The organism is Lentzea guizhouensis, assembly GCF_001701025.1.
GTDB classification, from domain to species: Bacteria; Actinomycetota; Actinomycetes; order Mycobacteriales; family Pseudonocardiaceae; genus Lentzea; species Lentzea guizhouensis.
Genome location: NZ_CP016793.1, coordinates 2,186,618 through 2,212,270, shown reverse-complemented (window position 1 = coordinate 2,212,270; position 25,653 = coordinate 2,186,618). Strand labels below are relative to the sequence as shown.

Below are 25,653 nucleotides of genomic sequence, written 5' to 3'. Positions count from 1 at the left end.
GCCAGACCGTCACGCCCGCCTGGACGTGACGAGTTGGCGCGCGACTGGGCCGTCAAGGTCAGCCGGACCTCCTACGTCCCGCTCTCCGCCGCCCGGTTGGCCGAGGAGCTGCACGAGCTGCTGAACGTCGTCGCCGACGCGCTCACCGGAGATCCGAAGATCGCGGCCAGGGTCGGCACGCGGCTCGTCGAGATGCACTGCGTCGGGGCGGACAGCCTCAGGAAGTCCGTTGAGATCCTCGCGCGGTTCGTGGCGCACGAGACCAAAGACATGGAACGCGGTGCGTTGGTCATCGGCGAGATGGCCGCCGGTTACACCGATGCGATGCAAGCGCTCGTGTTGGAGCAACAGGAGAGCGTGAGCCAGGCGCTGTTGAGAGCGAACAGGGCCGTGCAGCTCGACCTGCAGGCGAGCGAGGAGCGGTTCGAGGACATCTTCGCGCACTCGTCGACGGGCATCGCGATCGTCAGCCTCGACGGGGAGCTGGAGCGTGCGAACGAGGCGTTGTGCACGATCCTGCGGCGTGACGACGTCGACGGCATGACGCTCGACGACCTCATCGCGCCCGCCGACCTGCCGTTGATCAGAGAAGCGCTGGCCAGTCTCAAGTACGAGCGGATGCGCCGGGTCGAGGAACGGCCGCGGCTCCTCGACCGCGACGGCGAGCTCTTCCGGGTGCTGCTCGCGGCGACCGTGCAGAAGGACGCGGAGGACAACCCGCGGCACTACGTCCTGATGATCGACGACGACAGCCAGCTCACGCTGCTCGGCGGCCGGTTGCAGTACCAGTCGCTGCACGACGCGCTGACCGGACTGCCGAACCGGCAGTACCTCACCACGCGGCTGGAGTCGTTGCTGCACAGCGACATCGAGCACGGCGTCACGCTCTACCACCTCGACCTCGACGCGTTCGCGGTGATCACCGACGGGCTCGGGCGCGAGATCGGCGACAAGGTGCTCAAGCTCGTCGCGGAACGGCTGAGCGCCGTGTTCGCCAGCGAGAAGGCCATGGTCGCGCGGCTCGAGGGTGACGAGTTCGCCGTGCTCGTCGAGAACGGGCCGCGGACGCCGGACGTCGACACCACCATCCGCACCATCGAGCACGAGCTGGCCGAGCCCGTCTACTTCGGCGGCCACGGCGTCGCGGTGTCGGCGTCGATCGGCGTGCTGCCGCGGCTGCACCCCGGCGGCCACCCGGCCGAGGTCTTACGGGCGTCGGACATGACGCTCCGGCGGGCCAAGCGCAGCGGGCGCAGGCAGTGGGGACTGCACGACGCGACGCTCGACAAGCGCGAGCAGGAGGACTTCGCGCTCGCCGCCGTCATGCCCGGTGCGTGGGAGAGCGGCGAGATCGACGTCGTCTTCAACCCGGTGATGCGGCTCGACGGCGCGGTGCGGGTGTGCGTCGAGGCCGAGCTGCACTGGCGGCACCGGGACGCCGGGCCGATCCCGCACGAGAAGTGCGTGTCGATGGCCGAGCACACCGGGTTGATGCTGCCGCTCGGCGAGTGGATGTTGCGCAGGGCCGCGGAGACCGCGCAGGGGCACGACGAGATGCTCGCGGTGTGCCTGACCGAGAGTCTCGCGAACAGCCCGGACCTCGTGCGCGACGTGCGCCGGGTGCTCGCGGACACCGGACTGCCCGCCGGCCGGTTGCTCCTCGGCTTCCCGGTGCACGTGCTGGCGTCCGAGGACAGCGAAGCAGCCGACAACCTGGACCTGTTGTCGGACATGGGGATTCACATCGGTGCGCGCAACTTCCGCGGTTCGACCGCCGAGATCGAGCTGGTCCGCTCGCTCGGCGTCACGGCGGTGCGGGTGGCCGGGCGCTGCCAGAAGCCGGACGAGCTGGTGTCGCACGTGCTCAGCGACCTCATCGGGTTCGTGCACGAGGCCGGTGGGCTCGTGGTGGTCGACTCGATCGAGGACGCCGAGCAGCGCGACTGGTGGAAAGAGCTGGGAGCCGACGCCGGGATCGGGCCGGTGTTCTGCCGGAGCCCGGCTACGAGCTGGCCCGCCGCGGACTGAGGTGCACGAGGACCAGCGCGAAGCCCGCGATGGTCACCATCCGCAGCGCGGCGCCGATGCCGTTCCAGTCCTTCGACTGCCACATCGCGAACCACTCGCCACCGATCGTGATGAACCCGCCCAGGAACAGCGCGACGACCATCATCAGGCCCGCGGACGCGAACTGCCGCGCGCTCTCCTCGCGGTCACGCAGATATGCGATGGTGCCCGCGGTCAGCAGGAGCGCGGAGATCGCCTCCCAGACGATGATCGCGACGTAGACGAGCGTCACGACCGCGGGACTGGTGATCGCCCGCCACTTCAGTCCCTCGCCGAACGTGGTGTCCATGGCGAGCACGTGCCGCACGAACGCCTCGTTCGTCCCGTAGTCCGTGATGTTGCCGAGCACCACGAGGATCATGTTCAACGCGATGAACCCCACGGTCACCGCCACCACCGCGCGCAAGCTGCCGACCCGAGCAAGTAAACGCATGGCGCGGACAGTAACCGATAGGGTGCGGCCGGTGAGCCGTGTTTGTGTCGTCTCCCACCGGCTGGGCGGGTTCGACGGGGTCAGCGTCGAGGCCGCGAAGTGGGCGGGCGCGTTCGAGGAGCTCGGCTGGCAGGTCACGCTCGCGGCCGGCCACTTCGCCTCCGGTGCCGGGGTCGTCGTCCGCGGCATGTGGGCCGACCGGCCGGGCGGTGAGCCACCACCCGTCGACCACGCCGTGGTCAAGGAGCTCTGCGCGACGCACGACCTGGTCGTGCTCGACAACGCGGGCTCGTTGTGGAGCGCGCCGGAAGCCTCGGTGGCATGGGAGGAACACGCTCTCACCGCGGGCGTTCCGGTGATCTTGCGGCACCACGACCCGGCCTGGCAGCGCGTGCAGCTGCGTCCGGTCGACGGCGACGTCGTGCCGCTGCACCACCCGGCCCACCTGCACGTGCTCATCAACTCGTTGACACAGCGGGAGTTCCTCGCCCGCTGGCCGCAGTTGCACACCGAGGTCGTGCACAACCGGGTCGACGTCGTCGGTCTCGCGCACGGCGACCGCACCGGAACGCGTGCCGCTCTCGGTGTCGCGCCATCCGACTACCTCGTCGTGCACCCCGCACGGGTCGAGGGCACGTCGAAGAACATCCCCGGCGCGGTCGAGTTCGTGCGCAGGCTGTCCGAACGGCGCCCGGACGTCCGCTACTGGCTCACCGACGACGCCCCTTGCCCTGCGGCAGAACAACTTCCGGGTGTCGTGCGCGGTCGCACCCGCAACCCGGCCGACCTCTACGCCGCCGCGGACCTCGTGCTGCTGCCGTCCACGTGGGAGGGGTGGGGGCTGCCGGTCTGCGAGGCCGCGGCCGCGCGCAAACCCGTTGTGGCGGGCCCCTATCCGGTGCTGGACGAGATCCGCGCGCTCGGGCTGACCGTGGTCGACCCGGCCGATCTCGACGGTCTGCTCGCCGTCACCGACGCCGTGCTCGACGCCAACCTCGCCGCGGTGCGACGACATCTGGACCTGCGCGCGCTGCCGGACGTGCTCACGGGCCTGGTCGAGAAGGCGGCCGGGCTCAGCACGGGTCCCTGAAGTCCATCTGCGGCAGCTTCTCCTGCCACAGCACCGGGGTCAGCGCACCACGCGTGGTCGTGCAGACCCGCTCGATCTGGTGCGTGACATCGAGGTCCCACAGCCGCACGACGCCGTCGGCGTTGCCGGTCGCGAGCAGCCCGCCCCGCGGCGAGAACCGCACGAACGGCTCGGACGTCCAGTCACCGGTGATCTGCTGACCGGTGTAGGACGCCTTGGCCGGGTCGCTGATGTCCCACAGCCGGAACGTCCTGTCCGCGCTGCTGCTCGCGAGCGTCCTGCCGTCCGCGCTGATCGAGATCGTGGTGATCGTGCCCGTGTGCCCGTGCAGCTCGCCGATCAGCCGCGGGTTCTCCCGGTCGCGCACGTCGTAGAGCCGGATCACCCTGCTCTGCCCGGCGGTGACGAGGGTGGTGCCGTCCGCGGTGAAGATCGCCTTGTGCACGATCTGCGGGTCCTGGATCGGTTTGCCCAGCAACCGGGCCCGCGCGGGGTCGCTCACGTCCCACAGCCGCACCGTCCGGTCGCTGCTCGCCGTGGCGAGCGTCCGGCCGTCCCTGGCGAAGTCCATGCCGTTGACGTAGGCGTCGTGCCCGGTCAGCGGCTCGCCCAGCGGCACCGGACTGGCGGGGTCCGTGGCGTCCCACAACCGCACCGAGTTGTCGTCGTGGCTGGTCAGCAGGACCTTGCCGGTCGGGCTGAACTGCGCGGCCGTCGCGAACCGGGTGGGCAGCACCATCGGTGCGCCCAGCGGTAGGGGCTGCCGGGGGTCGGTCACGTCCCACCGGCGCACCGTCTGGTCGCCGGCCGCGGTGACGAGCACCTTCCCGTCCGGCCGGAACGCCGGAGGGCCGACCGAACGCTCGTGCCCCACCAGCGGTGCCCCGGCCTGCGCCGGTTCCTGCGGGTTCGAGACGTCCCACAACCGCACGGTCGTGTCAGCGGACCCCGTCGCGAGGAGCTCGCCGTCCGGCCGGAACCCCGGCTCCCCGGCCCTGCCGGTGTGGCCGATCAACCTCGCGCGCGGCAACGACCACAGGTTCGCGGTGTTCTCCTGCGACCCGGCCGCGAGCGAGCGGCCGTCGGGGCTGAAGCCGACCGCGAACATCGACCCGCCCCGCGCCGCGAGCGGCCGCCCGATCTGGGTCACCGTCGCCGGGTCGCCGACGTTCCACAGCCGGGCGGTCGCGTCGGCGGAACCGGAGGCGAGCACGGGCTCGGCCGGGCTGAACTTCACCGACCACACGGCCTCGGTGTGCCCGACGAGCGGTTGCCCGACCAGCTCCCGCGTGGCCGGGTTCCACAGCCGCACGGTCTTGTCGTCCGAGCCACTCGCGAGCAGCCTGCCGTCGCCGCTGAACGCCACGCTGTGGATGCCGTCGGTGTGCCCGGTCATCGGCTTGCCGACCCTGGTCCTGGTGGCGACGTCCCACAACCGGATCGTCGCGTCGTCGCCCGTGGTGGCGAGCGTCCTCCCGTCCGGGCTGAACGCGATCGAGCGGACCGCGGCGGTGTGGTCGCGCAGCGGTTCGCCGGCGGGCCTGGGGTCTGCCGGGTCGCTGACGTCCCACAGCCGCGCCGACCGGTCCTCGTTCGCCGCCGCGAGCAGCTCGCCGTCCGGGCTGAACTCCAGCAGGTAGGAGGGGCCGTTGCCGGTCTCGATGGTCTTGAGCGGCTGCGGTGCGGCCGGGTTCGTCACGTCCCAGAGCCGGATCGTCGCGTCCTGGCCGGTGGTCGCGAGCACCTTGCCGTTCGGGGAGAACACCGCGGAGCTCAACCAGTTGGTGTGCTCGGTGATGACCGCGAGCTCCCTGGGACGGCTGCGGTCCCGCACGTCCCACAGCCGCGCGGTGCGGTCGTAGCTGGCGGTCGCCAGCAGGGTCCCGTCCGGGCTGAACGTCGTCAGGTAGACCGCGCCGGTGTGCCCGGCGACCGGCACGGCCAGCGGGACCTGCTGCGTGGCCAGCAGCTTGGCGTTCACCGCCTGGTCGTCCGGGCGCATCCGGTGCGCGACCAGCAGGAGCTGCGCCGACAGCGACGGGTCGCTCGTGGCCAGCCGGTCCGCCTCGGCCACGACCTGGCGGTACTGGGCGTCGTTGCGCTGCTGCACGGAGATCACCGCCGCACCGGCCGCGATCAGCGCGAACACCGCGACCAGCGCGACGGCGCTGCGGCGCAGCCAGATGCTCTTGCGGTGCTGGCGTTCCGACGTCCGCACGAACTCCTTCGCGAGCGCGGTGACGTTCTGCTGCTGCCGCACGCCCTCCAGCCGGGCGCCGCGGTAGAGCATCGACGAGTCGCGCTCGTGCGTGGACCAGGCGGCCGCGTCCTCCTCCAGACGCTGGCGGGCCAGGTTGCCGGCCCGGTCCTGGTCGATCCAGCCGCGCAGCCGCGGCCACGCGTGCAGCAACGCCTCGTGCGTGATCTCGACGCTGCCCGCGTCCAGGGTGATCAGCCGGGCCCTCGCCAGCACCTCGAGCGCGCGCTCGGTCGCCGGCAGGTTCGTGCTCGCCTCCAGCAGGTTGTGGCGGCTGGAGCGGCGGCGGGTGTCCTGGGTGTCGTCGCCGACCCTGACCAGGCGCAGGAGCAGCTGCTTCGCGGCCTGCTGACCGGGTTCGTCGAGGTCGGACCAGGCGCGTTCGGCCGTGGTGGCGACCGCGCCCTGGATGCCGCCGGCCGCCCGGTAGCCGGCGATCGTGAGCCGCCCGGCCTGCCTGCGCTGCCAGGTGACCAGCAGGGCGTGGCTGAGCAGGGGGAGCGCACCCGCGTCGTAGGCGTCCTTGCTCCGGCGGTTCTGGGCGCCCAGGTCGCGCAGCATGAGCTCGACCAGACCGGGTTCGAGCTGCAGGCCGGCCGCCTTGGCCGGGTTCGTGACGGCGTCGCGCACCTCGGCGGCCGACATCGCGCCGAGCACCATCTGGTTGCTCTGCAGCGCCTCGGCGAGCTCGGGGAAGTCGAGGCAGCGGGCGTAGAAGTCGGCCCGCACGCCCAGCACGACCGCCGCCTTCTCCGCGGCCGCGTGCAGGGCCTGCACGAACACCCGCAGCCGGTTCGCGTCGCCGCCGAGGGTGAACGCCTCCTCGAACTGGTCGACGATCACCACCCGGTCGCCGACCGCGATCTGCACCTCCTGGGCCAGGTCGACCAGCACCTCCGAGGCGACGGCGGCCTCCAGCGTGCTGATCAGCTCCGGCAGCTGGAGGGCGAGCTCCTTGAGCGGATCGGTGCCGGGAGAAATGATGACGGCTTCTTTGTGGAGGCGGGGCAGCACACCCGCTTTCATCAAACTCGACTTTCCGGCACCTGATGCGCCGACGAGCATGGTGAGACCGTTTTCGTTCATTCGGTCGAGAAGTGCGTTCGTCGCCCGTTCCCGGCCGAAGAACCAATTCGAGTCCTGCGGCCCGAATGCGCTCAAACCCATATAAGGGCACACAGCGTTTTCGTCGGGAGGTGGTGCGTCCTCGGAGTCGCCGACCGGACTGGCGAGTGCTTCCTCCCACAACGTGCGCCAGACTTCGACGTCGTAGAGCCCGTCGACCGCGGGCTGGGGCCGGCGTTTGCGCGCCTCGCCGGTGAGGACCTCCAGCACGGCGCTCAGGCCGCTGAACTTCGCCGGCACGTTCCGCCCGCGGCGCCAGTCGCTGACCCGCTGGGCCGGTACGCGGACCGGTCTGCCGCGTTCGTCCGTTCGGCGGGCACGGGTCACCGACTCCGTGACCCGCTTCAAAGGTGGGTCACCTGCCTCCGCGTAGAGCAGCGCGAAGCGCTCCGCGAAGACGCCACGGGGTCCCAATCGGCCTCCACCTCGTCCGGACCGGAAAACGTGCACCGCCCGTCTGAGCTGCGGTGCACGCACCGGACGGGCCCTTTCGAACCCACCCTAGCGAGGTGGTCTGACAACCTCGACCACACAGTCCTTCACGAGACCGGGAGACCGTCACAGTGGTAGCGGCTATCTGGGGCATCACTTCCACGGCTGAGGAGTGCTGGGGGTCTCCTCAGCCGTGGCCTCGACCGAGCGAGTGGCAGGGCGCGGCCTGCTGAGTCAGGCGGCCTGCCAGAGCGCGTCAGCCTCCGGTTGCTTGGGCTGAACCCGGTTCGGATCGGGCAGGTACTGCTCGACCGGCAGCGTCACGAAGGTGATGTTCCCCGGTTTCAACGCCGTGAGCTTTCCGGCCAGGTCGGCCAACGCGCTGATCGATCCCAATTCCTCGTCCGTCACAATGGACTTCGTCAGGACGTCGGCGAGTTCGAACGTTTTCTGCGGGCTGCCGAGCCAGTTCTCATCGGCGAGTTTCTGGCTCAGCGCAGTCATGAACAACTGCTGGTTCTTGATCCGGTTGAGGTCACTGCCGTCACCGATGCTGTAACGCGTTCGCACAAATGCGAGCGCCTGCGTTCCGTCGAGCCTGTTCGGCCCGGCGGGCACGTGCAGCCCGCTCTTGTTGTCGTCGATCGCCTCCGGCAGCGTGATGTCGACGCCGCCGAGGCGGTCGACGACATCGCGGAAACCGTTGAAGTCGATCTGCACGAAGTGGTCGATCCTGAGGTTGCTCATCTGCTCGACCGTCGCCACGGTGCAGGCGGCGCCACCCGTGGTGAAGGCGCTGTTGAACATGGCGATGCCCGCCGGCGGGTGGTTGCCGCACCTCGGCCGCGGCACCATCGTGTCGCGCGGGATGCTGATCACCCGTGCCGTGTCGCCCTTGGCGTTGAGCTGCACGACCATGGCGGTGTCGGACCGCCCGTCGTCCCTGCCGATGAGCAGGAAGGTGAGCGGCCGGCCCGGCGTCGACGGCGGCTGCGACGGCCGCGGCGGCCGGGCGTTCCCGCTCAGCTCCTCGGCGAGGTCGACCGTCTGGAGGTTGCTCTCCAGCCGGGCGTAGGACCCTCCGACGACGACGCCCGCCGCGATGACCACAGCGGCCCCCGAGACCACCAGCCATCGTTTCAAGTGGACGTTCATACCCACGACGGTCCCCGTGCTTTGTGCGGGACCTGTGGCTGAATTGTCAGGGTTGTGTCACAGCGTCTCTCAACTGGTCGAGGAACCTGGCGCCGTCCGCGCTGACGGCGTACTTGGCCTTGCTCCTCGTGGTCCCGATGTCACGGCCGAACGGACTGCCCTCCGCCAGGAACCGCTGGTCCGCCACGAGCTTGCCACGCGTGTAGGTCCCGGTCAGCTCGATCGCGAACCGGTCCTCGACGTAGGTGGCCAGATCGGGCTCCAGCAGGATCGCCGCGGCCAGCGGGTCGTGCGGCACGAAGCCGCTCTTGCCCAGGAAGCTGCCGTAGAAGTCGGCGTAGAACCCGAGGATCTGCCTGACGTAGTTCGTGTTGGGCAGCGCGTCGAGCCACTCACCCGGCGCGTGATTCGCCATCGTGACGTCGAGCCCCACGATCGTCAGATCCTCGAACCCGGCGTCCAGCACCAGGTCCGCGGCCTCGGGGTCGTGCCAGAAGTTGGCCTCGGCGTGGCTGGTGATGTTCCCCGGCACGTTGAGCGCGCCACCCATGACGACCGTGCGGTTGATGAGGTTCGGCAGGTTCGGCTCGATCTGCAGCGCCAGCGCGACGTTCGTGAGCGGCCCGATGGCGAGCAGGTCGAGCTCTTGCGGGTTCTTCCGGGCCAGCCTGGCAATCTGCTCGGCCGCGCTCTCCGTCGTATGGCTTCTTTGCGGCTCGTCCCCCGCGTACCCACCGAGCCCGTCCGGTCCGTGCACGTCCTCCGCGGTCTTCAACGGCTGCGCCAACGGCCGCGCGGCCCCCATCGCCACCGGCGCGTCGATGCCCAGCCGCTCGGCGAGCCTCAGCGCGTTGGCCGTCGCCTGCCGCACCGGCACGTTCCCGTGCACCGTGCCGATGGCGACTATTTCGATGTCGGCCCGCGCCTTCAGGTAGTACAAAGCGAGGGCATCATCGATGCCGGGGTCCGCGTCGACGATGAGCCGCATGGACCCGATCATGCCACTGGGGGCAGCCATGACGATCCGCAAAGCCGTGCTCTCCGACGCACCGGCCGTGGCCGCGGTCCACGTCCGCTCCTGGCAGACCACCTACCGCGGCCACATGCCGGACTCGTTCCTCGACAACCTCTCCCTGGAAGCGCGTCTTCCCCTGTGGCAGCGCGACATCCCGTCCGGCTACGTCTGGGTCGCCCTGGCCGACGACGAGGTCGTCGGCTTCGCCTGCGCCGGCCCGTCCCACGAACCCGACGCCGCCTCCGAGCTCTACGCCATCTACTTCCTGCAATCGGCCCAGGGCACCGGCCTCGCCTCACCACTGGCCCACGCCGCCCTGGAAGGCTTCACCGACACCACCCTGTGGGTGCTCACCGACAACAAACGCGCCCGCCGCTTCTACGAACGCCTCGGCTTCGTCCTCGACGGCACCACCCGCCAGGAAACAATCGGCGGCGCCGTGGTCGACGAGGTCCGCTACCGCCGCTCGTAGCTCAGGTCCATCCCCTTCATCCACTCCGGCTCGATCCTGATGAGCACCGCACCCTCACCGTGGATCACCTCGTGGAACATCGGGTCCCACCGGCTCTCGTCCTCCCCGACATACCGGCTGTACAGCCGCTTGGCCCGCTCGACGTCGATCTCGTGCACCTCACCTTTGCCCTTCGCCGTGACCTTCTCCACCCGCCCGGTCGCCACGTCGAAGTCATCCACCACAAGCGCCACCTTCGGGTCTTCATCGAGCGTCTGCCACCACTTCGCCCAGGGCCCGCTGGAGATCCAGAAGGCCCCGTCTTCCCACAGGAACCACGTCGGCCGCACACTCGGCCCGTTGAGGGAGATGTAGGCGTTCAGCGGCTTCTTGAGGAACTCGTCAACGTCCATACGTTCTATGGTGATGCTGACACGTCAGCAAAGTCCAGCCCGTTCACTCTCCGGTGACGAACGCGAAGGAGCTGCCGTGGTGTTCCGCCCCACCTACCGCCGCAAACTCGAATCACACGAGCTCGACATCGCCCACAAAGTCTTCGGCGACGCCCTCGACACTTCATTCCTGCGCCTGGCCGAGGGAGGCGTCCTGGGCAGCTTCGGCGTCGCCCGCACCCTCCCGCGCCTCGTCACGTTCCCCCGCGGCATCCTGACGAACCCGCAGAACCGGGCTCGCTACGAACGCTGGCTGGTCCACGAGCTGACCCACGCGTACCAGTACCAGCACGGCCGGAGCATCCTCAGCTTGCTGCCGACGGCGTTCGCCGGCTTCTTCATGAAGGGGCTCTACGACTACGGGGGCGTTGAGGGGCTGCGGGGGAAGACGTTCGCGGACTTCAACTCGGAGCAGCAGGCGAACATCATGGCCGACTACTACTACCTGAGCACCTACGAGCCGGACCGGGACATTTCGGCTTATCAGCCTTACGTCGACTTCGTGCGGTCGCAGGTTCGCTGAGCTTTGGTGGCCGGTGTGGTTGAAAAGATCAAGCTCCGACCGCGTTGCCGCTGGTCAGAGCTTGATTTCACCCGGCGAAAGGTAGTGCCCCAGGCAGGATTCGAACCTGCGACACACGGTTTAGGAAACCGATGCTCTATCCCCTGAGCTACTAGGGCTGGCACGGATCAGTCTAGCGGCCCTCCGCCACCGAGTTGACCTGGCCCCGGCCAACGCGCCAGTCACGCTCTGTGAGAGCGCGGCCAGGACCCATGCGGCCGTTCGAAGGAAGTGAGGCAGGCCACCTTCAGCAGGCGGGAAGCGTCGGGTAGGCAGGGGGCGTGAGCAGACCCTGGCCCGACTTTCGTCCTGGCCCGCTGGGGGCCGTCAAGTCTTGGTGGCGGCGGCGGGTGCCGAAGAAGAGTGACGACTACACGTACGTGCCGCCGGTGAGCAGTCATCAGCAGGAGTTCGTTACGCCGTTGCCGAGTGCGGTGTACGGGTTGGACTTCCAGTTGAGGATGAACGTCGTGTGGCGGTTCGACCTGGCTACCGGGTTGCGGCACAACGCGCCGAAGAGTGCGGCGATTCATCATGTGGTGCAGCGGGCCACGGAGATCAGCGGTACGCGGATGTTGGTTCACCACGCGGCGCTGCAGGTGCACCTCGGCGATGAGCTCGCGAGGGAGCAGCAGGTGCCGGGGACGCACGTGTGGGCGCGGGCGGAGCAGGTCAAGGTCGAGGTTGATGACGGGGACCTGGAGATGGCGCGCAAGCACATCGAGTTGTTGAGGAGCTCGACGTTCAAGTTGGCTGAGCGCGACATCGAGCGGCAGGAGATTCGGTACCTGCGTGATGAGGTGTTGACGGATGTCGGGACGGCGACGATCTGGTGGTTGCAGCGCAACGGGTACCGCGTGGAGGAGGCGGTGAGGTTGTCCGGGGAGCTGGCGGAGCTGGTGCGGATTGCGCAGCAGCAGCCGGCGAAGCACTGGGCCGAGTCGTTGGTCAGCAGTGTGGAGAAGGCGTTGCCGGAGTTGGAGGACCAGCACCGGCTGGAGCTGCAGCAGCACCTGGCCAAGGCGTTGAGCGTGTACGGGGGGAGTCGGATCGCCGCGGAGTTCGCTGACCAGGTCGGGCTGCCGGCCGGGGAGCAGGGTGTCCACAACGGACAGAACAACGGGCACAAGTAGAGGCCGCCGACCCCTGGGGGTGGATCGGCGGCCTCATCTCGAAGGCCTACAAACTGTAGACCTCAAGTTCGTACAGGGAGTATCCGTGACGAGTGGCCCGGTGGGTGCCCGTCAGTCGGAGGTATCTCGCGTCCTGTGGGGTAAACGCTACGACATCGTCGCCGCCGTCGCCACTACTTGTCGCGAAAACGTGCCGCCAATTCGTTCCGTCGCTGGACAGTTCGATTCGGTAACCGCTGCCGAAGGCGGATTCCCAGCGCAACACAGCGCGACCGACTCGTTGCACAGCGCCAAGGTCGACCTCAATCCACTGGTCATCGCTCCAATTGCTGGCCCATCGTGACTGCGGGTCGCCGTCGATCACGTGCTGTGGCGGGAGGTTGTTCCATCCGGTTTCGTGGGACGAGGCGGTGGCGGTGCCGGAGGTGGCCAGGTTGGTGATGTTCTGGCCGCGGCGGGACGGGAACTGCACGACCTGCTGGTAGGTCGGGCGGTTCTGCCAGTGGATCTTGTCGTGGGCGATGCCGCCCATGGCGCGGTGGATGATCGTGTCGGCGCACCACTGGTCGCCGGCGGCGCAGTCGGCGTCGCCGGGGTAGACCTGGGTCGCGGGCTTGGCGGCGGCCTGCTTCAGGGAGTCGACCAGTGCTGTCCGGCAGCCGGACAACGTGCCGCCGCCGCAGTAGGTCTGCGGGAAGGCGCCCTGGACCGGGTCGCCGAGGACCTTGCGGAGGTCCTTGTCGACGAAGCCCCACCAGCCGTACTGGAACGAGGAACCCTTGTGCGGTGCGGCGCCGTGGGTGTCGGACGGGGCCTCGTCCACCTGGACCGCGTTGACCAGGGCGGTGTAGAGGTCGGTGCCGAGGGACGGCTGGAACTGTGCGGCGACGAGCAGCGGCCACCACGCGTCCAGCACGCGGATGGCGTCGGCGTGGGCGTAGGCCTTGCTGCCCTTGGTGGTTTCCTTGCGCAGGGAACCGGAGCGCTGCCAGTCCTTCAGCTGCTGCACGACCGGGGCCAGTGCGGGGTCGACGGGGGCGGACTCGACGACCCGCAGCAGCTCGGGCAGCACCTGTTCGGCGCGCAGGTCGGCCACTCCGGCTTCGGCCATGACGCGGGTCAGTGACGCGCGCGAGACCTTCTGGCCAGAGGCGATCAACGCGCGGACGCGGCCGTCCAGCAGGTCACCGCGGTGCACGGCGCTGTGGCCGAAGCCGCCAAAGGTGAAGTCCTTGGCCTGCTTGTTGTTCCACGAGATGTAGAAGTCTTGGTTGATCGAGTTCGGGTGGCCGGCGAACGGCATGTACTGCGCGGTGTTCTCGTCGCCGTTGAAACCCTGCCACTCGAACTCGGGCCGCGCCCACACAGGCAGGTTCGGGTCCACATTGGACGCCCGTACCGGGTTCAGACCCGAGTTGAAGTAGGCCGTGTCGCGCGAGTCGACGTAGAACCAGTTGAACGCGTACCCGATCTTGTCGGCCGCGCGCTGGAAGTCGGTGGCGGAACGGATCGCCGAGGGATCGTTGATCTCCTGGAAGCCGATGATCGAGTCGACCTCGTGCATGTACGTCGAGCGCAACGTCGTGTACGCCACGACCTTGCCGCCCACGGTCGCGCGGCTCGCCACCAGGCCGTACTTGGTCCGCCACATCACCAGCGTGTACGAACCGGCCGGTGTGCCGTCCGCGACCGTCGGCTTCCACGCGTTCTTGCGCTCCAGCCGTTCCATCGGCAGGCACGCGCCGCGGTACAGGTAGTGCGAAGAAGCCTTCGTGGGAGCGGAGCCGTCCGGGTTGCACAGCTCCACGGCGTACGTGTCGATGATGTCCTGCGCCGCCGACGTCGCGCTCCACGAGTAGTCGACGCCACGGCCGAGCTGCACGTACATCGAGACGCCCGCGAACGAGACGCCGCGCGAACGGATGCCGGGGCCGTTGAGCTCCTGCAGCATCAACAGCTGCGGCGCGAAGTAGCCCGTCTGCGGACCCCACACGGCGACCGGGTTGCCGGAGTCGGTGTGGGCGCCTGACACGGCCAGCGCGTTCGACATGCCGTGCTTCTTGTTCAGCAGGTCGGCCGGCAGGACGCCGTCCTCGAAGATGCCGGAGGCCTTCGCCAGCTCACCGGAAGCGGGAACGGCGACCGCCGCGCCCGTGCCACCCACCTCGTCGTAGATCATCCGCTCCGGCGTGATGCTGCCCGCGTCCGGAAGGGCCAGACCGGAAGGTGAGGCAGGGGAGGCCGCGTACGGGAACGACTGTCCGTCGTGGAGCGTCAGCACGGCCTCGGGGTCGTTCTGCGCCCGGAACGCCTGCCACACCTGCTCACCGACGGTGGCGCCGTACCGGTTCTGTGCGGCCAGCTTCACCAGCGCCGACTGCACCTCACCGCCGCCGCCCGCGCCGAACAGGCCGCCGACGACCGCCGCGATGGCCACCATGTCGGTCGCCTTGAACGGCTGGATGTCGTTCCAGTTCGTGATCGCGTCGGCGTGCCCGGTCAGCACGTACTCGCCGGGGAAGTTGCGCGCGTTGACCGACTGGGTCAGGTAGGCGTTGATGCCCGCGATGTAGTCGTTGACGTCCGCCAGCGCCTGCCGGCCGCGCTCGCCGCCCTTGGCCGCGGCGGTGTCGATCTGCTTCTGCAGGTCCGCCTCGGTGTACGGGATCTGGTTGTAGAACGACTGCTCCAGCACGCGGTTGCCGGGTGCGCCGCCCGCGAAGCCGCTCAGCTGGCCGCGGCCGAGGTGGCGGAACAGGTCCATCAGCCACATGCGGTCCTGGCCCGCCGCGTAGCCGGCGCCGAACATCGTGCCGGAACGGGTGGTGCCGGTGATGTGCGGCATGCCGATCTTCTTGTCGCGCACGATGGTCACGTCCGCGCGCGGCTTGACCGTGCTCTCGACCTGGCCGGCGGGCACGCCGAACGACGCGTCGTTGAAGAAGTCGGTCAGCTGGGCGTTGCTCAGCCCGCCGTAGCCGGCCACCAGCGCGTCGTACTTGCCGAGCTGGTCGGCGGAGTGCGCCGGCCGGGTGCCGAGCGCCTTGTGGGCCAGGATCTCGGCGAGCGTCGCGTTGCCGTTGTTGCCGGGCGGCAGGACGTCGGCGCACTGGCCGAGGCAGAAGTCGTCGGCGGTGAACGTGGGTGCGGGCGCCGCCTGGACGGCTGCCGGAACGATCATGAGGGAGGCGGTGACGGCGGCGGAGGCCAGCAGGGACGTCACCGGATTGGCTCTCCGCATGCGCGAAGCTCCTCTCCGTGCAGGGCAAGCTGTTGTGGCGCAGATTACTTTCCGCTGAACTAATTGCGAAAGAGCTTCGCGTTTTTCACTCTGCAGGACCGTGCACTGTATCGGTTCAGTGGGGAACAACGATTGACATGTTCAACCGCCGCACCTTCCTCGCCGGCCTCGCCGTCACGGCCGTCCCGCTGCCACGCGCGGAGTTCCCCGTCCATTCGTGCCAAGCCTGGGACGCCCGTCCGCCCGGCGAGGGCATCGAGATAGTGAGCCGATTGCCGGAACGCATCCTGGTCCACCATTCGACCTCCCCGAACCTCGAGGACTACTCGATAGCCAGGGCCTATGAGCACGCCCGGTGGATTCAGGACCTTCATATGGACCAAAACGGGTGGCCCGACTCCGGTCAGCACTTCTCGAACAGCCGTGGTGGGTTCGTCGTCGAGGGCCGGCACGGGAGCCTCACCGCGTTGCACCACGGTGACCGCACGGTGGTGGGCGCACATTGCCCAGGTCAGAACGACTGTGCCATCGGAATCGAGAACGAAGGGCTCTACGTGGACGTCCTTCCGCCGCAAGCGCAGTGGGATTCACTCGTGGCCTTCTGCGCGCACCTGTGTTTCCGGTACGGCATTCCAACCAGTGAGATTTATGGCCACCGGGACTTCTTGGTCACTCAGTGTCCCGGTGATGCCCTCTATGCCCAGCTGCCGCGCCTACGCAGCGAAGTCACCGCGCAATTCCGGTAACTGTGAACGCCCCCGCCGATCTCGAAAATCCGTTACCACATGATGAGATAACTGAGAATTAACGTGACCTTCGGCCTGTGTACGCGAAGATCACGCTCATGAGGGAGCACGGAACGCCAATGCGGGAGGCGTCGTGATCAAGGTTCTGCTGGCCGACGACGAGGACCTCGTCCGTTCCGGCCTTCGCATGATCCTGAGCAGCGTCGGGGACATCGAAGTCGTCGCCGAATGCGATGACGGACACCTGGTAGCCGACCTGGCGCGCCAGCACCGTCCTCACGTGGTCCTGCTCGACATCCGGATGCGCACCTCGGACGGACTCGCGGCCCTGCGGCGGCTGCGGACCCTGCCCGAGCCGCCTCGGGTGTGCATCCTGACCACGTTCGACGTCGACGAGTACGTCTCGGAAGCGCTGAGACTCGGAGCCTCGGGCTTCTTGCTGAAGGACACCGAACCGGAACAGCTCGTCAAGGCCGTGCGCGACCTCGCGCGCGGAGGCGCGGTCCTCGACCCCGGGGTCGCGGCACGCGTCCTGGCCGCCGTCGCCGACGGTGAACGGATGGCCGAGCCGGCACGCCGGTTGCTGGCGTCGTTGTCGGAACGCGAGCGCGAGGTGCTCGTGCTGATCGGTCAGGGCATGTCGAACGCGGAGATCGGCGGCACGCTGCACCTGTCGGAGGCGACGGTGAAGGGCTACGTGTCGTCGGTGCTCGGCAAGATCGGGGCGGTGAACCGGGTGCAGGCCGCGCTGGTGGCCTACCGCGGCGGCTTGATCGCCTGAGAACCGAGGAACGGGCTGAGCCGGGCTCCCGCACGGAACCCGGCTCAGTTGCCGGAGACGATCTCCGGGATCTCGTCGACGGAGGGCTCGACCTCGACCCGGTTCCTGCCGTGCCTCTTGGCGCGGTAGAGCGCCATGTCCGCGGCCGCGAACAGCTGGTCCAGCTTGGCGGGACCGGCCGCGACGCCGATGCTCACCGTCGGGCGCCGGACCGCGCCGAGCACCATCGTCCAGTCGTGGCCGTCGACGGCCGCGCGGATCCGCTCGGCCACGTTCGGGCCGACGTCCATGTTCGGGCCGGTGTCGCCGAGCAGCACCACGAACTCGTCGCCGGCCCAGCGGGCCACCAGGTCGTCGGAACGGCACTCGCGGCGCAACAACGCCGCGATCTCGCGCAGCGCCGCGTCACCGGCCGCGTGACCGGCGTCGTCGTTCACGCCCTTGAACCAGTCGACGTCCACCAGGACCAGCCACGGCACCCGGCCGCGGGCGGCGGTGGACTCGAGCAACGCCTGCGCGGCGCGTTCCAGCCCGAGGCGGTTCGCGAGCCCGGTCAACGGGTCGCGGGCGGCGGCTTCCTGGGCGGCCACGGCGAGGCGTTGCGCCTGCACGGCCACCCTGCGTTGCTCCAACGCCTGGCCGAGCCCCTCCTGCAACGTCTCGGTCGCCGTCTTCGCGGCCATCATCGACCGGCGCAGGGCTTCGGCCTCACCGACGGAGTCGCCCAGCGCGTGGCAGATGTCGGCCAGCTCGGTCGAGAAGCGCAGCAGCAGTGACGTGTCGTTGATGCGTTCGGCGTTCGCCACCGCGCGGGCCGCGAGGGTGCGGGCCTCGTCGAGGTCCTCCTGCTCGCGCCGGACGACGGCGAGGACCCAGTTGCCGACCGAGATGCCCCACAGGTCGGCGGCGTCCACCGCCAGTCGCAGGGTCTCCGCGCCGACCTCCTCGGCCTTGTCCAGCTGCCCGACGCCGGCGAGCGACCGGCCGAGCGCGCCCATGCACGCCCGGCGCATCATCTCCTCCTTGGCGAGGCTCAGGCCCTCCTCCAGGTAGGCCAGGGCCTCCTCGAAGATCGCCGGAGCGGCCGCGGGCGGGCCGGAGCAGGCGCGGAAGTTGAGCGAGCCGCCCAGGCGCTGCAGGCAGTGGGCGAGGGTGTCGGTGTTGCCGGCGCGGCGGGCCACCTGCACCGACAGGCGCAGCATGTCCAGGGCCGCGCGGCGGTTGCCGATGCCCTCCATCAGGTAGCCGAGCGAGCCCATCGTCTGGGCGACGGCCGGGCTGTCGGAACGGTCGGCGTCGAGGTCGGTCCAGCCCTCGGCGGCCAGCTCCAGCGCCAGCGGGATGCGGCCGAGGCGCCACGCCATCACGGCGCGGTTCACCAGGACGGCCGAACGCACCCAGCGGTCGGCGCCGGGGGACACCTTGGTGACCACCTCGTCGAAAAGTGAGTTCGCCTCCGGCAGGCGGCCAGCGTTGAGCAACGCGCGGACCTCCCGGTCCAGCCGCGGTATCTGGCCCGCTACCAGCGGATCACGCTGCTCCACTCGTTCATCGACTCCGTTCCGACTCGCCGAGCGGCCTGCACAGGCTACCGGGACGGTCGCGCCCCGTACCGATCGTGGTGCAGGACGTCATCAAGGGGTAGTCGGTTGCGCCAACCGTGACGTTCCAGATCGGGCGTGTCGGGCAGTGATCGAACCGGACCCACGCACAACCACGCAACCGGACGGACCCTGGTGGGGATGTCCAGCAGGCGGCGCAGCACATCTTCCCGGTAGAAGCTCACCCAGCCCACACCGAGGCCCTCTTCCGTCGCGGCGAGCCACAGGTTCTGGATCGCCAGACACACCGAGTAGAGGCCGGCGTCGGCGATCGCGTGCCTGCCGAGCACCGCCGGTGAGCCGCGGTCGGGGTCGTAGGTCACGACGATGCCCAGCGACGACTCCATGACGCCCTCGACCTTGATCCGGGCGAACGCCTCGGCGCGGCCGGCGTCGAGCGAGGCGGCGAAGACGCTGCGTTCGGCCTGCACGTGGTCGCGGAACGCGCGGCGCACGGACTCGTCCCGCACCAGCACGAAGTCCCACGGCTGGGACAGGCCCACGCTCGGGGCGGCGTGGGCGGCGGTCAGCACCCGGCGCAGGACGTCGGGCGGGATCTCCGCCCCGGTGAACTCCCCGCGGGTGTCGCGGCGGCGGTGCACAACGTCGTACAGGTTCATTCGCGTGATCGTGCCTCACACGAAAGCACCAACTTGCCGCCGGAGAGGTGGCGCGGATCTCAACTTCGCGATATGGACCACTGATGAGAAGAATGGCGGGTGGTTATGGCTCCGCACTGGGATTCGGCGGCGGTGTCGGTGTGACCACGTTCACCGGCGCCTGGCCGGTCCTGGCCCTGTTCCTGCTGGCAGCGGTCGTGGTGGTGGTCTCGTTGCGCACCACGGTCGTCGGGGCCGCGCTGGCCGCGCTGCAGTGCTGGGGCCTCTACGCGACCTTCCTGGTCGGTGTTCGTGGCGATCTGACGGTCGACGAACACACGACCTGGGTGCTCGCGTTGCTGGTGCAGCTCGCCGCGCTGGCCTTCCTGGCCAGCGCGGCAATGCGCGTTATCGCCCTTGCGACGGGTACGGCAGCAAAGCCATCTCCCGTGCGTTTTTGACCGCGGTGGCGACCTGGCGCTGCTGCTGCGGCGTCAGGCCGGTCACCCGGCGGGACCGGATCTTGCCCCGGTCCGAGATGAACTTGCGCAGCAGCGTGACGTCCTTCCAGTCGACGACCGCCACGCCCTCCTTCGCGAGCAGGTTCTGCCTGGGCTTGAGCGGCCGCTTCTCCCGCATCACCAGCTCGCCTTCGACACGCCGGGGAGCTCGCCGCGGTGGGCCATCTCCCGCAGCCGCAACCGCGACAGCCCGAACGCGCGGAAGTAGGCACGCGGCCGCCCGTCCACCACGTCCCGGTTGCGGAGCCGGGTCGGCGACGCGTCCCTGGGCAGCTTCTGCAGGCCCAGCACCGCTTCCGCGCGCGTCTCCGGGTGCCGCAGCATCTCCTTGAGCTCCGCGCGGCGCGACGCGTACCGCGCCACCACCTCACGCCGCCGCTGATCGGCCGCGATCTTGGACTTCTTGGCCATCAGCGCTCCTCCTTGAAGTCGACGTGCTTGCGCGCGACGGGGTCGTACTTGCGCAGCACCAGCCGGTCCGGGTCGTTGCGGCGGTTCTTGCGGGTCACGTAGGTGAACCCGGTGCCCGCGGTCGACCGCATCTTGATGATCGGCCGGACGTCGTTGCCCTTCGCCATCAGACCTTGACCCCCTGCGCGCGCAGCTGGGCCACGACGGCCTCGATCCCGCGCTTGTCGACGGTCTTGATGGCCTTCGTGGACAGCGTCAGCGTCACGAACCGGTTCAGCGACGGCACCCAGTACCGCTTGCGCTGGACGTTCGGGTTCCAGCGCCGCCGGGTCTTGCGTTGCGAGTGCGAGACGCGGTTGCCGAAGCCGGGCTCACGGCCCGTCAGCTGGCAGCGCATGTGCGTACCTCCCAGGTTGGGACAACCAGATTGAAACGACATTCGTTTTCATCTACGGTAGCGCACATGGAAACCGTTGTCGTCATGGTGGCGGGGCTGGTCGAGCACGACGTGGCCGTGCGGGTGTGGCGCGACCGGCCCGGATCGGTGCTGGTCCGGCACGTCGCCACGCCCACCGCGGTCCGGCGCTGGGTCGACGGCGTCGCGACCGAGGTCGATCTGCTGCACGACTGCATGTCCTGCACCGTGCGCGAGGACCTGAAGGCGTTGCTCGAAGCGCTGAACGGGCACACGGTCGTGCTGCACCTGGACCCGTTGCTGGAACCGGACGTCGTGCGCCGCGACCTCGACGTGGACGTGGAATGTGTGATCACCGTGCTGGACGCCAGGAGCTGGCTCGACGACGCGCTCGGCGACGCCTCGATGGTCAGCGACCAGCGCACGGTCGCCCAGGTCGTGGTCGCGCAGGCCGAGGCGGCGGACGTGCTGGTGCTGCAGGGCGACGCCGACGAACGCACGCTCGCCGTGCTCGACCGGGTGGCTCCCGGCGCGCACCGCTGCACGCCCGACACGGTGGTCGTCCAGCGCGGCACCAGGCCCAGGATGATCCCGCTCGTCCCCGAATGCGGTGTCTCCACGGCGGTTTTCACCGCGGACCGCCCGTTCCACCCGAAGCGGTTGAACGACGCGCTCGACGCGTTGCTCGACGGCACGGTCGTGCGCTCGCGCGGCCGGCTGTGGGTCGCCGACGAACCGGACACCGCGCTGCACCTGGAGTCCGCGGGCGGCGGGCTGCGCGTCGGCACCGGCGGACCGCGTGGCGGCAGGACCACCCAGATCGTGGCGATCACCGTCGGCGAACCGGACGGCATCACCGCCGCGTTCGCCGACGCGCTGCTCACCGACGACGAACTGTCCTTCGTGGACTCGATCAGGAAGTTGCAGACATGAAGCCCGGCATCCACCCCGACTACCACCCGGTGGTCTTCCAGGACGCGTCCACCGGCAAGACGTTCCTGACCCGCTCGACGGCCACCTCGAACCGGACGATCGAGTGGGAGGACGGCAACACCTACCCGTTGCTGGCCGTCGACATCACCGCCGACTCGCACCCGTTCTGGACCGGCACCCAGCGCCTGGTCGACACCGCCGGCCGGGTGGAGAAGTTCAACCGCCGCTACGGGAAGCGGGAGCGCTGATGGCCGTCCCCAAGCGCAAGACGTCTCGCTCCAACACCCGGCACCGCCGCTCGCAGTGGAAGGCGACCGCACCGGACCTGGTGCGCGTCCGGACGTTGGACGGCAAGGAACTCCTCGTCCCGCGCCGACTTGTCGCCGCTTACAAACGGGGACTCCTTTAAGGAGCCAGCTGGGTCGTCCCGTCCGGTGAGTCGCGCCACTGGACGAACGGGCGATCCAGCTTCCACCCCGTCCCGTCGTGGTCCAGCACCCGGTGCTCGCAGGTGTCCGGATTGGACAGCGACTCGAACAGGTCGATGCTCCAGTCGAAGAACCTGCGGCACAACAACCTGATCGTCAGGCCGTGCGAGACGACCAGCACCGTCTTCGGGTGCCCCTCGTCCTTGTGCATCCGCACCGTCAGGCCGTCCAGGAACGCCGCCACCCGGTCGTCCACGTCCGCGCCCGACTCGCCGTTGGGCAGCCGGAAGAAGAAGTGCCCGAACGCGTGCCGCTGGTGCTTGAGCACCTCCTGCTGCACCGGGTCCTGCAGGTTGCCCCAGTCCTGCTCGCGCACCCGCGGCTCGGTGACGACCCGTTCGGTCTCGATCCCCAGCAGCTCGAACGTCCGGCGGGTGCGCTGGTACGGCGACACGTACGCCGCGACCGGGCCGTCTCCGGCCAGCCCGGCGATCACCGGACCGGCCGCGCGGGCCTCGCGCTCGCCCCGCTCGGTGAGCGGCAGGGCGTGGTCGGGGATGCGGCAGTAGGCGAGCTCGTCGACGTTGCCGAGGCTCTGGCCGTGGCGCAGCAGGATGATCCGCACCTCACCATCGTGCCCTGCGCCCGCGGGTGCCGTCGGCGTTACAGTGCTCGGCGAGTCGAGGAGGATGCCGTCACATGATCAAGTACATCGCGCTCTACCGGAAGCCCGCCGACCCGGAGGCCTTCGACGAGAGGTACTTCGAGTCGCACCTGCCGATCGTCGCCTCCGTGCCCGGCCTGCTGCGGGCCGAGGTCGCCAAGGTGCAGAACGTCTTCTTCGCCGGGTTCCTCGGCGACACCGAGCTCCACCTGGTCGCCGAGATGTACTTCGAGTCCGCCGAGGCGATGAAGGCGGCCGTGCAGACGCCCGAGTGGGCCTCCTCCGGTGCCAACCTCGCCGAGATCGGCGGCATGGAGCTCGTCGCGATGTTCAGCGCCGAGGTGGTCGAGCGGTGAAGGCCGTCGTCATCGGCGGCGGCACGATGGGCGCGGGCATCGCCCACCTGCTGCTCGCCGGCGGTCACGAGGTCACGCTGGCCGAGGCGGACGCCGAGCGGGCCGAGCAGGGCAGGCTCGCCGTCCGGCGGTCGCTCGACAAGGCGCGGGAGAAGGGCAAGCTCGCGGACGCGGACGCCGTGTTCGCGAGGCTGAGCACCGGTGAGCTGCCCGTGGACGCGGAGCTGGTCGTCGAGGCCGTGCCGGAGAACGTGCCGCTCAAGCAGCAGGTCCTCGGCGACGCCGCGGCGAAGTGCCCGGACGCGGTGCTCGCGTCCAACACCTCGTCGCTGTCGATCGCCGAGATCGCCACCGGGCTGCCCGGCGAACGCGTGCTGGGCATGCACTTCTTCAACCCCGTCCCGGTGCAGCAGCTCGTCGAGCTCGTCCACCACGACGGTGTCGACCCCGCCAACGTGGCCAAGGCCCGAACGTGGGCCGAACAGCTGGGGAAGACCGTCATCGAGGTGCGGGACTCGCCCGGCTTCGCGACCTCGCGGCTGGGCGTCGCGGTCGGCGTGGAGGCCATCCGGATGCTGGAGGAGGGTGTCGCCTCCGCCGCCGACATCGACACCGGCATGAAGCTCGGCTACCGCTGGCCGATGGGCCCGCTGGAGCTCACCGACCTGGTCGGGCTCGACGTGCGGCTGGCCATCGCCGAACACCTCGCCGCCGAGCTCGGGCCGCGCTTCGAACCGCCGCGGCTGCTGCGCGACAAGGTGGCGCGGGGCGAGTTGGGACGGAAGACCGGCCAGGGCTTCTTCACCTGGTAGATAGGTGTCCGTGCACATCCGTGAGTACGTCGAAGACGACCTGGACGCGGTGTTCCGGCTCCGCAAGGTGGCGTTCAACTCGACCGAGCGGCCAGAACGGCTGGTGCGTCCCGGCACGCACGGGCTCGTCGCCGAGCTCGACGGCCAGGTCGCCGGCGTGCTCAGCGTCGGCGCGTTCGGCCAGTTCTACGGCGGCGCCGCGGTTCCCATGGGCGGGATCGGCGGTGTCGCCGTGGACGGCGCCTTCCGCGGCCGCGGCGTCGCGGCCGCGTTGCTGGACGCGGCGATCGGTGTCATGCGGGAGCACGGCCAGCCGGTCTCGGCGCTGTACCCGACCGTGCCGACGTTCTACCGCGGCCGGGGCTGGGAGCGTGCCGGGCGGTTCGAGTGGCTCGAGATCCCGATGGACAGGGTGCTCTCAGTTCCCCGTCCCGCCGAGCTGATAGCGTCGCGCCCGGCCGGTGAGAGCGATCTCACCGCGCTGCGCGACTGCTACCTCGAGGTGGCGCGGACGATCGACGGCATGGCCGACCGCCGCCCGCCGCGGATCGACCTCTCGAAGGTGCTCGAGATGGACCTCGTGAGCGTGCTGCCGGGACCGGACGGCCTGCGCGGCTACCTGACCGCGAAACGCGAGCCCGGCGGCGACATGGGCCGGCTCAAGGTGTTCGACCTCGTCGGCGTCGACCTCGACGCCCAGCTGAACCTCCTCGCCTCCCTCAAGTCCTGGGCCGGCACGCTGGAGGCGATCGACCTGCGGGTGGTGGACCCGGCGACCGTCGACCTGCTCGGCGCCACGCCGCTGCGCTACTCCGTGCAGACCTCGACCTGGATGCTGCGGGTCGTCGACCTGCCGGCCGCCGTCGCCGCACGGGGCTGGCCGCGGACCGGCGACCTCGCGGTGGACCTGGAGGTCGTCGACCCGCACGCGCCGTGGCACGCGGGTCTGTGCCGGATCGTGGCGTCGGACGGCGTGGTGCGCGTCGAGCCGGGCGGTTCCGGTGCGGTGCGGATGCACGCCCGTGCGCTCGGACCGTGGTTCGCCGGATTCCAGAACACCCACGCGTTGCGGCGCGCGGGCCTGCTCGAAGGCGACCCGGCGGACGCGGTCGCGCTGGACCAGCTCGTCGGCTCGGCCGGCGTGCCGCGGCTGGCGGACTTCTTCTGATGGTCGACGTCTACGACGAGGTCATGCGCGCGATCTGGGACCACAACCTGCACTTCGGCCTCTGGACGTCCGAAGAGGACCAGTCGCCCAACCGCATCGCCGCCGAGCGGATGACCGCGCTGCACATCGAGAAGCTCGGCGCCCGGCACGGCCAGCGCGTGCTCGACCTGGGGCGGCGCGTGGGCACGCCGGCGTTCCGGCTGGCCGAGGCCTCGCACGCGGACGTCGTGTCGCTGTCGCCGCTGGCCGAGCACGTGGCACGGGCGACCGCGCGGGCCGAGACGTTGTTCGCGGACGACCAGGTGCGGTTCGTGCACGGCGACCCGCACGCGATGCCGTTCCCCGACGACGGGTTCGACGCCGCGTGGGCGGTGGAAGCCCTGCCGCACCTGGGAGACCGGGTCTCGGTGCTGCGCGAGCTGGCACGCGTGGTGAAGCCGTCCGGGACCGTCGTGGTGTCGGACTTCGTGCAACGGCGGCCGGTCGCGCAGGCCGCGCTGGACGGCCTGCAGCCGATCCTGGAGACCTACGACATCGAGCACCTGCCCACGTTCGGCGGCTACCCGAAACTCCTGGCCGCGGCCGGTCTGCAGGTCGTCGAGCTGCTCGACCTGAGCGCCGAGACGCGCAAGTCCGTGCCGCGCATGCAGGACGGCGCGCGCAAGCACTACGACGCGCTCGTGGCGGCGTACGGCGAGACGGCCCGGCAGTACCTGGACCAGCTGTTGTCGCCCCACGCGCTGCCGCCGGGACTTGGATATGTGCTCGCGGTTGCGCGTGCCTGACTTCGTCCACGCACTCTCCT

The 25,653-nt window shown here is 69.7% G+C and carries 28 protein-coding genes and 1 tRNA gene; 15 read left to right on the top strand and 14 right to left on the bottom strand.

Features of this window, described 5'->3' with window-relative positions; all coding sequences use genetic code 11:
* The first annotated feature begins 33 nt into the window (after positions 1 to 33).
* The gene (locus tag BBK82_RS11080) at positions 34 to 2,028 is read left to right on the top strand and encodes a bifunctional diguanylate cyclase/phosphodiesterase (RefSeq protein ID WP_083267911.1); all 1,995 of its coding nucleotides are present in this window, start codon (positions 34 to 36) and stop codon (positions 2,026 to 2,028) included.
* Here the strand turns inward: BBK82_RS11080 and BBK82_RS11075 are convergent.
* Positions 2,003 to 2,500, bottom strand: a complete 498-nt coding sequence (locus BBK82_RS11075; protein ID WP_065914928.1) for a DUF2165 domain-containing protein — start codon at positions 2,498 to 2,500, stop codon at positions 2,003 to 2,005. The genes BBK82_RS11080 and BBK82_RS11075 overlap by 26 nt on opposite strands.
* Positions 2,501 to 2,531: 31 nt before the next feature.
* On the opposite strand from BBK82_RS11075, the gene BBK82_RS11070 reads away from it, so the two are divergent.
* Positions 2,532 to 3,590 (top strand): glycosyltransferase family 4 protein, encoded by a 1,059-nt coding sequence (locus BBK82_RS11070; RefSeq protein WP_170067900.1) that lies wholly within the window; start codon positions 2,532 to 2,534, stop codon positions 3,588 to 3,590.
* On the opposite strand, the gene BBK82_RS11065 is transcribed toward BBK82_RS11070, so the two are convergent.
* The 3 genes from BBK82_RS11065 to BBK82_RS11055 all read right to left on the bottom strand — a co-directional run bounded on the left by BBK82_RS11065 (position 3,574) and on the right by BBK82_RS11055 (position 9,547).
* Entirely contained in the window at positions 3,574 to 7,386 is a 3,813-nt protein-coding gene (locus tag BBK82_RS11065) for an nSTAND1 domain-containing NTPase (RefSeq protein ID WP_154697248.1), read from the bottom strand. The two genes, BBK82_RS11070 and BBK82_RS11065, sit on opposite strands and share 17 nt — an antisense overlap.
* 252 nt (positions 7,387 to 7,638) lie before the next feature.
* Positions 7,639 to 8,559, bottom strand: a complete 921-nt coding sequence (locus BBK82_RS11060; RefSeq protein ID WP_065914926.1) for an LCP family protein — start codon at positions 8,557 to 8,559, stop codon at positions 7,639 to 7,641.
* Positions 8,560 to 8,605: 46 nt separating this feature from the next.
* A complete protein-coding gene (locus tag BBK82_RS11055) occupies positions 8,606 to 9,547 on the bottom strand; it encodes a nucleoside hydrolase (RefSeq protein ID WP_083268768.1) in 942 nt (313 codons plus the stop codon).
* On the opposite strand from BBK82_RS11055, the gene BBK82_RS11050 reads away from it, so the two are divergent.
* Positions 9,546 to 10,046, top strand: a complete 501-nt coding sequence (locus tag BBK82_RS11050) for a GNAT family N-acetyltransferase (RefSeq protein ID WP_170067899.1) — start codon at positions 9,546 to 9,548, stop codon at positions 10,044 to 10,046. The two genes, BBK82_RS11055 and BBK82_RS11050, sit on opposite strands and share 2 nt — an antisense overlap.
* Here BBK82_RS11050 and BBK82_RS11045 read toward each other — a convergent pair.
* A complete protein-coding gene (locus BBK82_RS11045) occupies positions 10,031 to 10,438 on the bottom strand; it encodes a pyridoxamine 5'-phosphate oxidase family protein (RefSeq protein WP_065914923.1) in 408 nt (135 codons plus the stop codon). The genes BBK82_RS11050 and BBK82_RS11045 overlap by 16 nt on opposite strands.
* Before the next feature lie 76 nt (positions 10,439 to 10,514).
* On the opposite strand from BBK82_RS11045, the gene BBK82_RS11040 reads away from it, so the two are divergent.
* On the top strand, positions 10,515 to 11,000 hold the full coding sequence (locus BBK82_RS11040; protein ID WP_065914922.1) for a hypothetical protein: 486 nt from the start codon (positions 10,515 to 10,517) through the stop codon (positions 10,998 to 11,000).
* Positions 11,001 to 11,085: 85 nt separating this feature from the next.
* Here BBK82_RS11040 and BBK82_RS11035 read toward each other — a convergent pair.
* Positions 11,086 to 11,158, bottom strand: a tRNA-Arg gene (locus BBK82_RS11035).
* A 231-nt stretch (positions 11,159 to 11,389) separates the two neighbouring features.
* Between BBK82_RS11035 and BBK82_RS11030 the strand changes: the two genes are divergently transcribed.
* A complete protein-coding gene (locus BBK82_RS11030) occupies positions 11,390 to 12,172 on the top strand; it encodes a hypothetical protein (RefSeq protein ID WP_237048131.1) in 783 nt (260 codons plus the stop codon).
* Positions 12,173 to 12,218: 46 nt separating this feature from the next.
* Here the strand turns inward: BBK82_RS11030 and BBK82_RS11025 are convergent, their stop codons facing one another.
* Positions 12,219 to 15,413, bottom strand: a complete 3,195-nt coding sequence (locus BBK82_RS11025; RefSeq protein WP_065914920.1) for a penicillin acylase family protein — start codon at positions 15,411 to 15,413, stop codon at positions 12,219 to 12,221.
* Positions 15,414 to 15,430: 17 nt separating this feature from the next.
* Here BBK82_RS11025 and BBK82_RS11020 point away from each other — a divergent pair, with 17 nt between their 5' ends.
* Together BBK82_RS11020 and BBK82_RS11015 are read left to right on the top strand one after the other, a co-directional pair.
* On the top strand, positions 15,431 to 16,159 hold the full coding sequence (locus tag BBK82_RS11020) for a peptidoglycan recognition protein family protein (RefSeq protein WP_237048130.1): 729 nt from the start codon (positions 15,431 to 15,433) through the stop codon (positions 16,157 to 16,159).
* Between the two features lie 133 nt (positions 16,160 to 16,292).
* Positions 16,293 to 16,940 (top strand): response regulator, encoded by a 648-nt coding sequence (locus BBK82_RS11015; protein WP_065914918.1) that lies wholly within the window; start codon positions 16,293 to 16,295, stop codon positions 16,938 to 16,940.
* A gap of 44 nt (positions 16,941 to 16,984) precedes the next feature.
* On the opposite strand, the gene BBK82_RS11010 is transcribed toward BBK82_RS11015, so the two are convergent.
* Positions 16,985 to 18,484 carry a tetratricopeptide repeat-containing diguanylate cyclase gene (locus BBK82_RS11010; protein WP_065914917.1) on the bottom strand — a complete coding sequence of 500 codons (1,500 nt, stop codon included), beginning with the start codon at positions 18,482 to 18,484 and terminating at the stop codon, positions 16,985 to 16,987.
* A 44-nt stretch (positions 18,485 to 18,528) separates the two neighbouring features.
* Positions 18,529 to 19,161 carry a 5,6-dimethylbenzimidazole synthase gene (gene bluB, locus BBK82_RS11005; RefSeq protein WP_065914916.1) on the bottom strand — a complete coding sequence of 211 codons (633 nt, stop codon included), beginning with the start codon at positions 19,159 to 19,161 and terminating at the stop codon, positions 18,529 to 18,531.
* Between the two features lie 140 nt (positions 19,162 to 19,301).
* Between bluB and BBK82_RS50120 the strand changes: the two genes are divergently transcribed.
* Complete coding sequence (locus BBK82_RS50120; RefSeq protein ID WP_154697247.1) at positions 19,302 to 19,601, top strand: hypothetical protein; 300 nt, start codon at positions 19,302 to 19,304, stop codon at positions 19,599 to 19,601.
* Here BBK82_RS50120 and rpsR read toward each other — a convergent pair.
* From rpsR to rpmB, 4 genes are read right to left on the bottom strand one after another with little or no spacing between them, the layout of a single operon-like run.
* Positions 19,549 to 19,779: a 30S ribosomal protein S18 gene (gene rpsR, locus BBK82_RS11000; RefSeq protein WP_065920976.1), complete on the bottom strand. Its 231-nt coding sequence runs from the start codon at positions 19,777 to 19,779 to the stop codon at positions 19,549 to 19,551. The genes BBK82_RS50120 and rpsR overlap by 53 nt on opposite strands.
* On the bottom strand, positions 19,779 to 20,072 hold the full coding sequence (gene rpsN / locus BBK82_RS10995; RefSeq protein WP_065914915.1) for a 30S ribosomal protein S14: 294 nt from the start codon (positions 20,070 to 20,072) through the stop codon (positions 19,779 to 19,781). The genes rpsR and rpsN overlap by 1 nt, the downstream gene beginning before the upstream one ends.
* Positions 20,072 to 20,239, bottom strand: coding sequence for a 50S ribosomal protein L33 (rpmG, locus tag BBK82_RS10990; RefSeq protein ID WP_065914914.1), 168 nt, complete (start codon positions 20,237 to 20,239; stop codon positions 20,072 to 20,074). Before rpmG ends, rpsN begins: the two co-directional genes overlap by 1 nt.
* Positions 20,239 to 20,469, bottom strand: a complete 231-nt coding sequence (rpmB, locus tag BBK82_RS10985; protein WP_065914913.1) for a 50S ribosomal protein L28 — start codon at positions 20,467 to 20,469, stop codon at positions 20,239 to 20,241. Before rpmB ends, rpmG begins: the two co-directional genes overlap by 1 nt.
* Before the next feature lie 66 nt (positions 20,470 to 20,535).
* Here rpmB and BBK82_RS10980 point away from each other — a divergent pair, with 66 nt between their 5' ends.
* From BBK82_RS10980 to rpmF, 3 genes are read left to right on the top strand one after another with little or no spacing between them, the layout of a single operon-like run.
* Entirely contained in the window at positions 20,536 to 21,420 is an 885-nt protein-coding gene (locus BBK82_RS10980; protein ID WP_065914912.1) for a GTP-binding protein, read from the top strand.
* The gene (locus tag BBK82_RS10975) at positions 21,417 to 21,668 is read left to right on the top strand and encodes a type B 50S ribosomal protein L31 (protein WP_065914911.1); all 252 of its coding nucleotides are present in this window, start codon (positions 21,417 to 21,419) and stop codon (positions 21,666 to 21,668) included. The genes BBK82_RS10980 and BBK82_RS10975 overlap by 4 nt, the downstream gene beginning before the upstream one ends.
* Complete coding sequence (gene rpmF, locus BBK82_RS47435; protein ID WP_071812574.1) at positions 21,668 to 21,829, top strand: 50S ribosomal protein L32; 162 nt, start codon at positions 21,668 to 21,670, stop codon at positions 21,827 to 21,829. The genes BBK82_RS10975 and rpmF overlap by 1 nt, the downstream gene beginning before the upstream one ends.
* Here rpmF and BBK82_RS10970 read toward each other — a convergent pair.
* Positions 21,826 to 22,473, bottom strand: coding sequence for a histidine phosphatase family protein (locus BBK82_RS10970; protein ID WP_065914910.1), 648 nt, complete (start codon positions 22,471 to 22,473; stop codon positions 21,826 to 21,828). The genes rpmF and BBK82_RS10970 overlap by 4 nt on opposite strands.
* A 74-nt stretch (positions 22,474 to 22,547) precedes the next feature.
* Here BBK82_RS10970 and BBK82_RS10965 point away from each other — a divergent pair, with 74 nt between their 5' ends.
* Genes BBK82_RS10965 through BBK82_RS10950 form a run of 4 tightly spaced genes read left to right on the top strand, consistent with a single transcriptional unit; the run spans position 22,548 to position 25,633 of the window.
* Complete coding sequence (locus tag BBK82_RS10965) at positions 22,548 to 22,868, top strand: EthD family reductase (protein ID WP_065914909.1); 321 nt, start codon at positions 22,548 to 22,550, stop codon at positions 22,866 to 22,868.
* A complete protein-coding gene (locus BBK82_RS10960) occupies positions 22,865 to 23,680 on the top strand; it encodes a 3-hydroxyacyl-CoA dehydrogenase family protein (protein ID WP_071812573.1) in 816 nt (271 codons plus the stop codon). The genes BBK82_RS10965 and BBK82_RS10960 overlap by 4 nt, the downstream gene beginning before the upstream one ends.
* Before the next feature lie 10 nt (positions 23,681 to 23,690).
* The gene (locus BBK82_RS10955; RefSeq protein WP_065920975.1) at positions 23,691 to 24,848 is read left to right on the top strand and encodes a GNAT family N-acetyltransferase; all 1,158 of its coding nucleotides are present in this window, start codon (positions 23,691 to 23,693) and stop codon (positions 24,846 to 24,848) included.
* Complete coding sequence (locus BBK82_RS10950; protein WP_065914908.1) at positions 24,848 to 25,633, top strand: class I SAM-dependent methyltransferase; 786 nt, start codon at positions 24,848 to 24,850, stop codon at positions 25,631 to 25,633. Before BBK82_RS10955 ends, BBK82_RS10950 begins: the two co-directional genes overlap by 1 nt.
* The last annotated feature ends 20 nt before the right edge of the window (positions 25,634 to 25,653 follow it).

Excerpts from the sequence above, each read along its gene's own strand:
- BBK82_RS11075 (WP_065914928.1), bottom strand. The coding sequence starts at position 2,500 with ATGCGTTTACTTGCTCGGGTCGGCAGCTTGCGCGCGGTGGTGGCGGTG.
- BBK82_RS11060 (WP_065914926.1), bottom strand. The coding sequence starts at position 8,559 with ATGAACGTCCACTTGAAACGATGGCTGGTGGTCTCGGGGGCCGCTGTG.
- BBK82_RS11050 (WP_170067899.1), top strand. The coding sequence starts at position 9,546 with ATGGACCCGATCATGCCACTGGGGGCAGCCATGACGATCCGCAAAGCC.
- BBK82_RS11055 (WP_083268768.1), bottom strand. The coding sequence starts at position 9,547 with ATGCGGCTCATCGTCGACGCGGACCCCGGCATCGATGATGCCCTCGCT.
- BBK82_RS11045 (WP_065914923.1), bottom strand. The coding sequence starts at position 10,438 with ATGGACGTTGACGAGTTCCTCAAGAAGCCGCTGAACGCCTACATCTCC.
- BBK82_RS11025 (WP_065914920.1), bottom strand. The coding sequence starts at position 15,413 with ATGCGGAGAGCCAATCCGGTGACGTCCCTGCTGGCCTCCGCCGCCGTC.
- bluB (WP_065914916.1), bottom strand. The coding sequence starts at position 19,161 with ATGAACCTGTACGACGTTGTGCACCGCCGCCGCGACACCCGCGGGGAG.
- rpsR (WP_065920976.1), bottom strand. The coding sequence starts at position 19,779 with ATGCGGGAGAAGCGGCCGCTCAAGCCCAGGCAGAACCTGCTCGCGAAG.
- rpsN (WP_065914915.1), bottom strand. The coding sequence starts at position 20,072 with ATGGCCAAGAAGTCCAAGATCGCGGCCGATCAGCGGCGGCGTGAGGTG.
- rpmG (WP_065914914.1), bottom strand. The coding sequence starts at position 20,239 with ATGGCGAAGGGCAACGACGTCCGGCCGATCATCAAGATGCGGTCGACC.
- rpmB (WP_065914913.1), bottom strand. The coding sequence starts at position 20,469 with ATGCGCTGCCAGCTGACGGGCCGTGAGCCCGGCTTCGGCAACCGCGTC.
- BBK82_RS10980 (WP_065914912.1), top strand. The coding sequence starts at position 20,536 with ATGGAAACCGTTGTCGTCATGGTGGCGGGGCTGGTCGAGCACGACGTG.
- BBK82_RS10975 (WP_065914911.1), top strand. The coding sequence starts at position 21,417 with ATGAAGCCCGGCATCCACCCCGACTACCACCCGGTGGTCTTCCAGGAC.
- rpmF (WP_071812574.1), top strand. The coding sequence starts at position 21,668 with ATGGCCGTCCCCAAGCGCAAGACGTCTCGCTCCAACACCCGGCACCGC.
- BBK82_RS10965 (WP_065914909.1), top strand. The coding sequence starts at position 22,548 with ATGATCAAGTACATCGCGCTCTACCGGAAGCCCGCCGACCCGGAGGCC.
- BBK82_RS10950 (WP_065914908.1), top strand. The coding sequence starts at position 24,848 with ATGGTCGACGTCTACGACGAGGTCATGCGCGCGATCTGGGACCACAAC.